The organism is Dietzia sp. DQ11-44 (assembly GCF_014145205.1).
Taxonomy (GTDB): Bacteria; Actinomycetota; Actinomycetes; order Mycobacteriales; family Mycobacteriaceae; genus Dietzia; species Dietzia natronolimnaea.
Map to the genome: position 1 here is coordinate 1 of NZ_JAALEC010000086.1, position 12,159 is coordinate 12,159.

At 70.1% G+C, this 12,159-nt stretch carries 12 protein-coding genes; 7 read left to right on the top strand and 5 right to left on the bottom strand.

The genetic code is table 11. The features are described 5' to 3' along the window. Together G6018_RS02590 and G6018_RS02595 are read right to left on the bottom strand one after the other, a co-directional pair. Nucleotides 1–899: DUF222 domain-containing protein (locus tag G6018_RS02590; RefSeq protein ID WP_182638633.1), on the bottom strand; the 899-nt coding region annotated here is incomplete at its 3' end. 110 nt (nucleotides 900–1,009) lie between these two features. Further along, nucleotides 1,010–2,428, bottom strand: coding sequence for an MFS transporter (locus G6018_RS02595; protein ID WP_182638634.1), 1,419 nt, complete (start codon nucleotides 2,426–2,428; stop codon nucleotides 1,010–1,012). Between the two features lie 104 nt (nucleotides 2,429–2,532). On the opposite strand from G6018_RS02595, the gene G6018_RS02600 reads away from it, so the two are divergent. Then, complete coding sequence (locus G6018_RS02600; RefSeq protein WP_187700850.1) at nucleotides 2,533–3,069, top strand: hypothetical protein; 537 nt, start codon at nucleotides 2,533–2,535, stop codon at nucleotides 3,067–3,069. A gap of 17 nt (nucleotides 3,070–3,086) precedes the next feature. Here the strand turns inward: G6018_RS02600 and G6018_RS02605 are convergent, their stop codons facing one another. Then, nucleotides 3,087–4,076 (bottom strand): TIGR03620 family F420-dependent LLM class oxidoreductase, encoded by a 990-nt coding sequence (locus G6018_RS02605; RefSeq protein ID WP_182638636.1) that lies wholly within the window; start codon nucleotides 4,074–4,076, stop codon nucleotides 3,087–3,089. A gap of 154 nt (nucleotides 4,077–4,230) precedes the next feature. On the opposite strand from G6018_RS02605, the gene G6018_RS02610 reads away from it, so the two are divergent. From G6018_RS02610 to G6018_RS02630, 5 genes are all read left to right on the top strand, one after another. Next, nucleotides 4,231–5,532, top strand: coding sequence for an acyl-CoA dehydrogenase family protein (locus G6018_RS02610; RefSeq protein ID WP_182638637.1), 1,302 nt, complete (start codon nucleotides 4,231–4,233; stop codon nucleotides 5,530–5,532). Between the two features lie 133 nt (nucleotides 5,533–5,665). Beyond that, the gene (locus tag G6018_RS02615; protein ID WP_241731059.1) at nucleotides 5,666–6,529 is read left to right on the top strand and encodes an SDR family oxidoreductase; all 864 of its coding nucleotides are present in this window, start codon (nucleotides 5,666–5,668) and stop codon (nucleotides 6,527–6,529) included. A gap of 2 nt (nucleotides 6,530–6,531) precedes the next feature. Beyond that, on the top strand, nucleotides 6,532–8,436 hold the full coding sequence (locus G6018_RS02620; protein WP_182638638.1) for a glycoside hydrolase family 15 protein: 1,905 nt from the start codon (nucleotides 6,532–6,534) through the stop codon (nucleotides 8,434–8,436). After that, complete coding sequence (locus tag G6018_RS02625; protein ID WP_182638639.1) at nucleotides 8,433–9,395, top strand: TIGR03885 family FMN-dependent LLM class oxidoreductase; 963 nt, start codon at nucleotides 8,433–8,435, stop codon at nucleotides 9,393–9,395. Before G6018_RS02620 ends, G6018_RS02625 begins: the two co-directional genes overlap by 4 nt. 66 nt (nucleotides 9,396–9,461) lie before the next feature. Further along, a complete protein-coding gene (locus G6018_RS02630; protein ID WP_182638640.1) occupies nucleotides 9,462–9,938 on the top strand; it encodes a hypothetical protein in 477 nt (158 codons plus the stop codon). A gap of 177 nt (nucleotides 9,939–10,115) precedes the next feature. On the opposite strand, the gene G6018_RS02635 is transcribed toward G6018_RS02630, so the two are convergent. Then, nucleotides 10,116–10,286 (bottom strand): hypothetical protein, encoded by a 171-nt coding sequence (locus G6018_RS02635; protein WP_182610057.1) that lies wholly within the window; start codon nucleotides 10,284–10,286, stop codon nucleotides 10,116–10,118. A 249-nt stretch (nucleotides 10,287–10,535) separates the two neighbouring features. Here G6018_RS02635 and G6018_RS02640 point away from each other — a divergent pair, with 249 nt between their 5' ends. Beyond that, nucleotides 10,536–11,390 (top strand): PhzF family phenazine biosynthesis protein, encoded by an 855-nt coding sequence (locus G6018_RS02640; RefSeq protein ID WP_182638641.1) that lies wholly within the window; start codon nucleotides 10,536–10,538, stop codon nucleotides 11,388–11,390. A 55-nt stretch (nucleotides 11,391–11,445) separates the two neighbouring features. Here the strand turns inward: G6018_RS02640 and G6018_RS02645 are convergent. Further along, on the bottom strand, nucleotides 11,446–12,159 hold a 714-nt coding region (locus tag G6018_RS02645; RefSeq protein WP_182638642.1), incomplete at its 5' end, for an FAD-binding oxidoreductase.

The following is a 12,159-nucleotide window of genomic DNA, read 5'->3' on the forward strand; positions in this document are numbered from 1 at the left end:
GCAGGGGCACCGTCACCGGCACTGGCCCCGCTGCCGGCGGCCTCGCCCGTGCGCGCGCCGTTTCCCCCGCCCCGAGCCGCGTCCGAGCCGCGGGCTGAACCCGGCGTCGGGTCCGCAGATCCTGCGGCGGATGTGCCGCGATACCCGCCGTCGGGGTCCACCACGACATGGTCACCGGTGGCCATCGCCACCAACGCGTCGGCGCGCCGCTGCGAAAGGGTGCGGCGGTCACCTGGCGCCGCTTTTCCCGCGAAGGCGTCGATTCGCTCCGCGAGAACCGCCCCCGCAGCTGCGGGCAGACGGGCTGTCATGGTGCACATCCCGCGGTCTTCTCTGCGAAATCGCACGCCCCGACCGAAGGCGGCGTCACGGCGGCGCTCTGCCTCGCCCTCCGGGTCGATCTTCGCGACGACGTTGTCCGCGTGCCGGGAGATCGTCCTCCGGTTGGGCCGCTCCCCCCTATGGAGTCGCTTGAGATAGTCCTCGACGACAGCGGCCTGTACCTCGTGGCTGAGGGAGGGGTCCACGTCCCTGATCCGGCTACACAGCAGCATCGCGATGCGCTCGCATAACAGCCCCGATTCCATCGCATCCAGAACCGCGGGGGCCCAGGCGTGCACGTCCACGGCCAACCCGACCACGTCACTCGCCCGCGAGTACGTCACACCGGTCGTGGCGACCAGAGACTGGCAGGTGTGATCGATGGGGTCGAGCCTGGACCAGTCAGGCTCCCCCGGGCCCATCTCCTGCAGTCGCGCCTCGAGCTGCCGTTCGTGGTGCTCGACGAGGGCATGGACACCCCGGCATCTCGCGGCGGCCGCGCGATTCTCGGCGAACAGCACCTCTGAGGCGAGGAGTTCGGCGGCCACGCCATCGGCCGCACTGCCACTGCAGATCATCGCTACTCCTCACCTGAATCGCTCCTGTGTTCGATTATATCGAACACATATGCGGATCAGGTAACGATCCTGCAACGCCTCGGGGGGGGTGCGTCCCGAGGTGCCGTGGGTCAGTCCTCCGTCTCCCACGGGGGCGGGATCATGGCGGCGACCGCGGCAGCCGCCAGAGCGACCCCGCACCCGAGCAACAGGCCCACGCGGAAACCGGTCTCGGTGGGCACGAACAACCCCCCGAAGTCCACGGACATCTGCGTGAGGATCACCCCGAGTACCGCCGCGGCCGTGGTGGTGCCGATCGACCGCATGAGGGTGTTGACGCTGTTGGCGGACCCCATCTCGGAGTGCGGCACCGACGACATGATGAGGGCGGGCATGGCACCGTAGGCCAGACCCACGCCGGAGCTGGTGATGACGGCCGCGATCATGACGCCCCACGTCGAGCCCATGAGGAACATGGCGGAGGCGTACCCCGATGCGATGACCAGCGATCCCAGGATGAGCGTGGGCTTGGGACCCCGTGTGGTGATGAGTCGTCCGCTGATCGGGGAGACGGCCATCATGGCCAACCCGCCGGGCGCGATCCACAGCCCCATGGCGACCATCGACTGCCCCAGCCCGTGGCCGGTGGCCACCGGGAGCTGGAGTATCTGGGGGATGACGAGCAGCTGCGCGTACAGACCCATGCCCACGAGGATCGAGGCGATGTTGGTCAACAGGACCGGTCGGCGGGCCGCCACCCTCAGGTCGATGAGCGGGGACGGGTGACGCAGCACCCACCAGCCCCACACGGGAAACGCGACGGCAGCCAGCGCGAACAGCCCGAGGGTCAACGCCGAGAGCCAGCCCCAGTCCGCGCCCTTCGACACCGCCAGCAGGAGCGAGATCAGACCCACCGCGAGTCCCACGGCTCCGATCGGGTCCAGGGTCCCGTCGGGTTTGGCGGCCGGGAGCGACCGGATACGCAGGGCCATCATGACGATGATCCCCACGCCGAGCACCGCCGTACCCCAGAACATCCACTGCCAGGAGCCGTATTGGGCCAGCGCCGCGGCTGCCGGGAGCCCGAGCGCACCACCGACCCCCAACGAGGAGCTCATGAGGGCGATCGCCGGGCCGAGTCGGACGGCGGGCAGCACCTCGCGCATCGTCGCGATGCCGATCGGGATCACGCCGATCCCCACGCCCTGGAGCGCACGCCCGATGAGCATCGGCCACAGCGAAGTGGACAGTGCGCACAGGACGGACCCGATGACCATCACCGCGGTGACGCCGATCAGGACGTTCTTCTTGGGATAGAGGTCGCCGAGGCGGCCCATCATCGGGCCGGCCACCGCTCCGGCGAGCAGGGTCACCGTGACGACCCACGCGGCGTTGGTCGCCGAGGTGCCGAGGATGGCGGGCAGCATCCCCAGCAGCGGGATCACCAGGGTCTGGGTGAGGGACATGACGATCCCGCCGAAGGCCAGGACGACGATCAGTCCGTTCTGCTCCGCCCGAACAGCGTCCCCGCCGCGCGTCCTGCCGCCCATTGATGTGTCCTCTCGGAAACCCTTTAGTCGGACACTACAGACAGGTGTCGAACGCGTTCGCTGTCGACCCCGGACCCTTGTGGTCCGCCTCACCCGGTGCCAGCATGGGGGTGGTGAACACCACCGGCACGACCCGGCGGGCCATCCGCCGACCCACCGCCACCGTGACCGCGACCCTCGCCGCCACGGCAGTCGCACTGGCCGCCGCCCTCGCGGCCCCGGCCACCGCGAACGCACAGGGCTCCTCCGAGGCCCTCACCCAGCTCCTGCCCGCCCCGAACCGTCTGGTCGCCTGGGGCGGATCACCCACCGGTGCGTGCGCCGGTGCCGTGTCCACCTCACTGCGAGGTGACGGCTATCCCGGGACGGCCAGTGTGAGCTGGGCATTCGCGGTCGTCGGCGTGGGTCCGTGCGCTCTGACCGCCACGCTCTCGTGGCGCAACCTGGACACCGGCGCGAGCGGGGAGAAGGTCGCGCAGATCCCCCACCCGCGGATCTCCCTCGGAGTACCGGACCCCATCGCGCACCCGTACGACGCGATCATCCCCACCGGATCCGGCCGGGTCGAGTACCGACTCACCACCACCGGTGGAGCCGAGGCGGGACCGATCGTCGTCGACACCGTCGCCTACACCGGCTGACCCCGCACCGGGTTCCGTCAGCCCAGGAGCCCCTCGTACGCGTGCCGCCAGTCCTCGACGGGCGGGACCAGGATGTTCTCCCCGAGCACCTGCACGAGCACCGTCGAGGCGCCCGCGTCCAGGTGTTCCTGTACCCGCGCCCGGGTGGCCTCGACCCCCCGGGTCACCATGGCCGACTGGAGGCGGTCGCTGCCGCCTCGGACGTAGTCGGACTCGTCGAAACCCTGGCGGGTCCAGGAGTTCCGGTAGTTGGGCAGCCCGGTGTAGATGTTCAGGTGGTCCCGGGCCCGCGACCGCCACAGCTCGTCGTCGTCCTCCACGCCGGTGGCGACCACCGCGGCGTGTTCCACGACCAGGGCCGGTCCGTCCTCCCCGGTTCCGCCGAGGATCTCGCGCGCCCGCGCCGTGTGCTCGGGGAGGGTCAGATAAGGGTGCGCGCCGGCGGTCCGGTCCCGGGACAGTTCGAGCATCTTGGGACCGAGCGCGGCCAGGACCACCGGCGGCATGGTGTCCTCCCCCGCCGCCATGGGCTGGGTCCGGTCGAGCGCGTCGAGGTACTCGCGCATCGCCGACAGTGGACGCCCGTAGTTGTGCCCGCGGTGCCGTTCGACCAGCGGAGCGTGGGACACGCCCAGACCCAGGACGAAGCGGCCGGGGTGCATGGCCTCGATGGTGCGCGCGGCCGCCCCCGCCGCCGAGGCGTCCCGACCGTAGATGTTGGCGATGCCCGTACCGATGGCCATACGGCGGGTGGCCCCGAGGTAGAGCTGCGCGGCGGTGAACGCCTCGCGCCCGACGGCCTCGCCGAACCACAGCGACCCCCAGCCCTGCTCCTCGAGTTCGCCGAGCAGATCCGGGATCCCGGCCGGCGGCACGCCCTCCAGGGAGCCCGTCCACAGACCGATCCTCCCCAGTTGGTCGCGGCCCGCCTGGGTGTCGCCGGCCCGGGTGCCGCCCGCCTGGGTGTCGCCGGCCGGGTCGGATGCGTCGTCGAGGGGAGCACTCATGCACCCGAGTGTGCTCGACCTCCCGCAGGTTCTGCGGGGATTGCCCGGCGGGAGACGTTTCACGCCGAAACCCCGTCCCACGCCCCGGGGCGCGACAGACTGAACCGGAACATGTTCCAGCGGCGGCCTGGGGCACCGAGGAGACGAGACACCGATGTACGAGTGGTCCGAGACCGATCTGATGATCCGGGAGGCCGTGCGGGGCTTCATCGCCAAGGAGATCCGCCCCAATCTGGACGGCCTGGAGAGCGGGGAGATGCCGCCCTATCCGATCATCCGTAAGTTGTTCGCGGAGTTCGGGATCGACACCATGGCCGCCGACGGCGTGGAGAAGATGCTCGCCAGGCAGCGGGCGCGGGAGTCGGGCGGGTCAGACGGGTCGGGCGGGTCAGACGGGTCGGGCGATTCGGAGAGCTCGGGCGGTTCGAGCGGAGCGTTTGAGGGCCAGGACTCGCTGATGGCGGTGGTGATCAGCGAACTCGCCGGGGCCTGCATGGGTCTGGTGTCGGCGCTCGGGGTGAGCATCGGCCTGGGTGCCACGACCATCATGTCGCGCGGGACGCTGGCGCAGAAGGAACGCTGGCTGCCGGGCATCGTGACCATGGAGAAGGTCGCGTCGTGGGCGATCACGGAGCCGGACTCGGGGTCCGACGCGTTCGGCGGGATGCGGACCTATGTGCGGAGGGACGGCGACGACTACATCCTCAACGGCCGCAAGACGTTCATCACCAACGGCCCGCATGCCGACGTGATGATCGTCTACGCCAAGCTCGACGAGGGCGCGGCGGCCGGAGCCGACGACCGCGACGCCGCGGCGGCCAAGCGTGACCGCAAGGTCCTGACATTCGTCCTGGACACGGGGATGGACGGCCTCACGCAGAGCGCGCCGTTCAAGAAGATGGGTCTGCACAGCTCCCCCACCGGCGAGTTGTTCTTCAACGACGTCCGGCTCGGCCGCGACCGCCTCCTGGGGGAGACCGAGGAACACCGTGGTGGCGACGGTCGCGAGTCCGCCAAGTCCAGCTTCACCGCCGAACGCACCGGGGTGGCGATCATGGCGCTGGGCATCATCCAGGAGTGCCACCGACTGTGCGTGGACTACTCGCGCGAGCGCACCCTCTGGGGCCAGGAGATCGGGCGGTTCCAGCTGATCCAACTCAAGCTGGCCCGGATGGAGGTGGCGCGGATCAACGTGCAGAACATGGTGTTCCACTCCATCGAACGGGCCCGCGCCGGAAAGCCCCTGACCCTGGCCGAGGCGTCGGCGATGAAGCTCTACTCCTCCGAGGCGGCCACCGAGGTCGCGATGGAGGCGGTGCAGCTCTTCGGCGGCAACGGCTACATGGCGGAGTACCGGGTCGAACAACTCGCCAGGGATGCCAAGTCGATCATGATCTACGCCGGTAGCAACGAGATCCAGGTGACACACATCGCCAAGGGCCTGCTGGGTCGCTGACGCACGGGAGGTCGACGCCCGCTGACCCGCTCGGGGCCTCCGGACGCCGTCCGGCCCCGGTGGCGGATACGACACCTTTACGTACGTTGGAGATATGAGCACCACGAGCGATATCACACGACGCGCCGAGGAGATGACGAACGACAGCGGCGGGTTCCCGCCCCAGGAGCAGCGGCCCCCCGGGCTCAGCTCCGAGATGACCCCGGTGCCCGATCACGGGGAACAGACCTACCGCGGATCAGGCAAGCTCCAGGGGATGAAGGCCCTGATCACGGGCGGGGACTCGGGGATCGGGCGGGCCGCGGCCATCGCCTACGCCCGAGAGGGAGCCGACGTGGCGATCTCCTACATGCCGGAGGAGGAGTCCGACGCCCAGGACACCCGGGGCTGGATCGAGGACGCGGGCCGGCGGGCGGTACTCCTCCCCTGTGACCTGCGCGAGGAGTCCCAGTGCCGTCAGATGGTCCGGGACGCCGCGGAGCAGCTCGGCGGACTGGACATCCTGGTGAACAACGCCGGTTACCAACACGCTCGCGGCGAGGGTCTGGAGACCATCGACAGCGAGAACATGGACCGGGTGTTCAAGACCAACCTGTACGCCACGATCTGGGCGAGCCAGGAGGCGCTGGACCACCTCGGCCCCGGGTCCTCGATCATCACGACCACGTCGATCCAGGCCTACCAACCGGCCCCGCCGCTGCTCGACTATGCGGCCACCAAGTCGGCCCTGAACAACCTCACCGTCAACCTCGCCTCCGAACTCGGGCCCCGGGGCATCCGGGTGAACGCGGTCGCGCCCGGCCCCATCTGGACGCCGCTGCAGCCGGCCACGCAGCCCGGCGAGAAGCTGGAGGAGTTCGGTTCGGACACCCCGCTCGGTCGCGCGGGTCAGCCCGCGGAATGTGCGGGAGCGTTCGTCTTCCTCGCCTCGCCCGCCGACGCCGGTTACGTCTCGGGCACTGTGCTCGGGGTGACCGGCGGCAAGCCCGTCTTCTAGAGATGGGCGGCTCGACGCGCAGCACTCCCCTCGAGGACTACGCCCTGCTGTCCGACCTGCGTACCGGCGCGCTGGTGTCGCGGGACGGGAGCATCGACTGGCTCTGCCTCCCCAGGTTCGACTCCCCTGCAGTGTTCTCAGCCCTGCTCGGCGGCCCGGAGGACGGCCGGTGGTGCCTTTCGGTAGTCGACGGCGAGGTGCTCGATCGCCGCTACATCCCGGAGACCTTCGTGCTCGAGACGACCTGGCGGTCGCCGACCGGCACCGCCCGGGTGACCGACTGCCTCCTGCGCAGCGAGTCGCAGGGGGACCTGATCCGCCGGGTCGAATGCCTCGACGGCGAGGTGGCCGTCGAGCACGACCTGCGCCTGAGGTTCGACTACGCACGCGCCACGCCGTGGACCCGGGAGATCGCCAGGGACGGCCAGGACCGCGCGTTGCTGGCCCTGGCGGGCCCCGACGGCATCCTGGTGACCGGTCCGATGTTGCACTGGCCTGACGAGGACGACGACGACTTGTCGCCCAGCGACGACACCCACGCCCGGGCCGCCGTGCGCGAGGACGAGCAGTCCCAGGAAGGTGGGCGCGCCCGGCGACTCCAGGGATCATTCGATGTCCGCGCCGGAGAACGGCTGGACTGGGACCTGACCTGGTTCCCGTCCCACGAGGAGGTCCCCGACCCGCCCGACGCCGACGAGACGATCGCGGCGACCATCAGCGCCTGGACCGACTGGTCGTCACAGCTGGAGGTCGAGTGCGATCCCCAGCCGGAGGTGACCCGGTCGCTCCTGGTCCTGCGGGCGCTGACCAATCTGGACACGGGCGCCATCGTGGCCGCGCCGACCACCTCGCTGCCCGAGTACTTCGGCGGCGAGAGGAACTGGGACTACCGCTACACCTGGCTCCGCGACGCCGCCTTCACCATCGAGGTCGTGGTGGCGCACGGCCTCACCGAGGGTGCCGCGCTCTGGCGGGACTGGCTTCTCCGCGCGGTTGCCGGCGACGTCGACGACGTCAAGATCATGTACGGCCTGGGCGGGGAACGCCAGCTGATCGAGATGGAACTTGACCACCTCGACGGCTACGAGGACTCCCGGCCGGTGCGGGTCGGCAACGGGGCGGCGGACCAGTATCAGGCCGACGTGGTGGGGGAGGTCATGATAGCCCTGCACGACCTGCGCGAGGCCGGTGTCCACGAGGACGAGTACACCTGGGGCCTGCAGAAGGGTCTCCTGCGCTACGCGGAGAAGCACTTCGACCGCGAGGACCACGGGATCTGGGAGATGCGCGGGTCCACCCACCACTTCACCCACGGGCGGGCCATGATGTGGGCCGCGTTCGACCGTGGCGTCCGCGCGGTCGAGCAGCACGGGCTCGACGGACCCGTGGAGCGGTGGCGCGAGCTCCGGTCCCGCCTGGCCGAGGAGATCGACGAGCACGGGTTCGACGACGAGTTGGGCAGCTTCACCCAGACCTACGACAACTCCGAGGTGGACGCCTCCCTCCTGCAGTTGCCCCATACCGGATTCCTGGACTACGGCGATCCCCGGATGCTCGGGACGGTGGCGTGTATCGAACGTGACCTCGTCACCGAGGAGGGTTTCGTCCACCGCTACCGGGTCGACAGCGGGATCGACGGCCTCGAGGGCGGCGAGTACCCGTTCGTTCTGTGCACCTTCTGGCTGGTCGAGCAGTACGCCGGGAGCGGCCGCGTCGACGAGGCCCAGACCCTCATGGAGACCATGGTGTCCCGGGGCAGCGACCTCGGCCTGTTCTCCGAGGAGTTCGATCCCGCATCCGGCCGCCTGGCGGGGAACTTCCCCCAGGCGTTCAGTCACATCGGGTTGATCCGGGCGGCCGACGCCATCCAGGCGGCCCGGAAGGGACGACAGGAAGGCGAACGATGACCACCTACGGATTCCACGCCTCGCACGAACAGATCTCCCCGGGCAGGTTGCTGCGGGACGTCCAGCAGGCCGAACGCGCGGGCTTCCGCATCGCGATGTGCTCCGACCACTTCTCACCCTGGTCCACGCGCCAGGGCCATTCGGGCTTCGCCTGGTCCTGGTTGGGTGCCGCGCTCGCCACCACCGGCATGACGTTCGGCACCGTCTGCGCGCCCGGCCAGCGCTACCACCCCGCCGTCGTCGCCCAGTCGTCGGCCACATTGGCCGAGATGTTCCCCGACCGCTTCTGGGTCGCCCTCGGCAGTGGTCAGAACATGAACGAGCACATCACCGGCGACAAGTGGCCGGACAAGGCCACTCGGCAGGCCCGCCTGGAGGAGAGCGTCGACGTCATCCGCCGCCTCCACCGCGGCGAGGAGGTCACCCACCACGGACTCGTCGACGTCGAGAACGCGCGGGTGTACTCGCTCCCGGAGACACCACCCCGGATCATGGGCCCGGCACTCACCCCGGAGACCGCCGCGCGGGCGGCGACCTGGGCCGACGGGCTCATCACCATCAACGACGACCCCGACTCGGTCCGGCAGATCGTCCAGTCCTATCGGACGGCCGGCGGCCGGGGGACGCTCGCTCTGCAGGTCCACGTGGCGATCGAGGACACCATGAGCCGCGCACGCGAGGTCGCCCGGGATCAGTGGCAGAACCACGCCGTGGACCCGCCGGTCGCCTACGACCTGCCCACCCCGGAGCAGTTCGACCTGGTCGCCCGGTACATCCCGGACGAGAAGATCGAGGAGACCGTGATCGTCACCGACTCGGTCGATCACCTCGTCGGCCGGCTCCGCGAGTTCGAGTCACTGGGGTTCGACGAGATCTATCTGCACCACGTCTCCCAGGACCAGTCCGGTTTCCTCGAGTTGGCCGAGCAGGAGCTGCTCCCGGCCCTCGCCCGCGGTTGAGCTCGTCGGTGACGACCCTGCCGGTTCGCGGTTGCCGCCTCGCCGAGAGGACGTAACGTCGCCGGTATGGCCACCGAGTTGTTGCACACGTACATGCAGGACCACCACGCCGGGGCCGCCGCCGGGGTGGACCTGTTCCGGAGGGTGGCCAAGGACCACGAGGACCCCGAGATCCGTGGGGTCGTCTCGCGTATCGGCGACGAGACGGTGGACGACCTCCACAGTCTCGAGGAACTCATGACCCTGGCGGGGACGTCGCCGTCTGCCCTCAAGGACCTCCCTGCCCGCGCCGCGGAGAAGCTCGGTCAGCTCAAGCCCAACCAGCGATTCGCCGAGAGGTCGCCGCTCAGTGATCTCCTCGAGCTGGAGGCGCTCACGATCGCTGTCCGGGGCAAGGAGCTGGGGTTCAGGGCCCTCCTCGACATCGGCGACCCGCGATTGCCCCGCCCCACGCTAGAGACGCTGGTGGCGCGAGCGGTAGAGCACGGCGCCCAGCTCGAGAGACTTCGCCTGACGTGCACGGACGCGCTCCGCGAGAGCTGAACGCCGCACCACCCGGCGCGGCGCCCGGGTGAGTGATGGCCCGGCGAGGCCGCTTCGTTCGTATCGACCCCTCCCGTTACGTCGCGAGTCGGCCCCCGCCGCGCGGGGGCCGACTCGTGGTTCTCGAGGGCACTGGCCCGAGGCCGGACCGTGCACTCGCGTTGTACGGTTCGCGGGTCAGACCAGCTCGGCGGAGCCGATGAGGCCCGCGGCACCGTTGACGGCGGTGCGGATCACGCCGACGACCGCGCCGAGGAAGTCGGTGCCGGCGTCGATGACACCAGAGCCGGTCGTGAAGGTGGTCGAGCCGAGCTGGAGGAGGCCGAGTCCTTGATCGATGCTGCCCATGATGTGATTCCTTTCGTCGTGTGACGACGGCGGGCCCGTCGCCATCCGGGCTCGTCGTCCGGATGGGTTCGGAATCATCCGGACCGAGGGGCCGACACCCACCGAGGGAGTGAGGGCTCCGCTCGATGTTGCCGGTACGTGCACCGTAACAAAGCTGCGGCGCAAATCCACCGCACCGGAAGGTCGCACGTCAGGGTGGTGGCGCCCGGCCGCGCACGCCCTCCGGCAGGTGGTGCGTACCGTCGGGGAATGAGATTCTCGCAGGTAGACGTCTTCTCCCACGTCCCGTTCCGGGGCAACCCCCTGGCCGTGGTCCACAGCGCGGACGGGCTGACCGAGACGGAGATGGCCGCTATCGCCAACTGGACCAACCTGTCCGAGACGGCCTTTTTACTGGCCCCCACCAGCGAGGCGGCCGATTACCGGGTCCGCATCTTCACCCCGGCCGGGGAGCTGCCGTTCGCGGGCCACCCCACCCTCGGTTCGTGCGCGGCGTGGCACTCGGCGGGTGGGCGTCCCCGGGTGCCCGGCAGGGCCGTGCAGGAATGCGGGATCGGACTGGTCACCGTCCGCGACGAGGGGGCCGGTGACTGGTCGTTCGCCGCACCGGAGCTGATCAGGTCAGGTCCCCTCGAGGAGTCGGAGGTGGAGCGACTGGCATCGGGTCTGGGACTGAGCCGCGACGACGTGGTGGACCACTCCTGGGTGGACAACGGACCCGGCTCCTGCGCGCTGCTCCTGCGCGACGCCGAGGCCGTCCTCGCCGTGAGGCCCGACGTGCAGGCCCTGGACGGGGACCGGGTGGGGGTCGTCGGCCGCTATCCGACAGACCGGGAGGACGCGGTCGAGGTCGAGGTCCGCTTCTTCCCCGTCTCGGCAGGAATCTCGGAAGACCCCGTGACCGGCAGCTTCCATGCGGGACTGGCGGTGTGGCTCACCGGCAACGGCACGCTGCCCCCGCGCTACACCGCCCGGCAGGGCTCCGTGCTCGGGCGTGAGGGACGCGTGGGGATCGCGGCCGGATGTGACGACGCCCCCGGCACAGGCATCTGGGTGACCGGGCACGTCGCGCACCTCGTGGAGGGCCAGATCCACCTGGGATGACCGGACCACGGCACCCCGCCCGGCGCGCCGGATCAGAGAATGGGACCGGGGCCGGTCAGCGCATCTCCCCCGCGCCCACGTACGGGTTGAGGCTGGTGGTGGGCCTGCCCTCGGCGAATCGGGAGAAGCGGCAGTCCGCCGGGTCGACACCCGACATCGTCGTCGTCCCGTCGAGCAGCAACTCCGCGGCAAGCCGACCGACCGCGGGCGCCATCTTGAACCCGTGCCCGGAGAAGCCGACCGCCAGGAACAGCCCGTCGACCGGCGAGGGGCCGATCACCGGGTTGTAGTCGGGCGTGGTGTCGTACGCCCCGACGTAGCTGCCGGTGATCGTGGGGTCCGGCATGTCGGGCAGGCGGTGCATGAGCCGCTCCACGACCTTCTCGACGGTCGAGGTGTCGGCCCGGTTCGAGTAGCCGTCGGGATCGATGTACTGCGGCGAGTGGTGGTCGGAGTTGCCGGCGAGGATCTCCCCGTTCGGCTCACGGCACAGGTACTGCAGGCCCACCAGGTCCGACAGGGTGGGCACGTGCTGCACCGGTTCACCCTGATCGACCAGCACCAACTGCGCACGCTGGGCCCGGACGGGGATGTCCAGGCCGACGGTTGCCCCGAGCTGCGGCGCCCACACGCCGGTCGCCAGGATCACCTGCTCGGCGTGGACGGTGGTGCCGTCGGCGAACTCCGCTCCGACCACCCGGTCACCGCGCCCCCGCACCAGCGCCGTGACGCGGACGCTCTGGCGCACGCGGACCCCACGCCGGCGGGA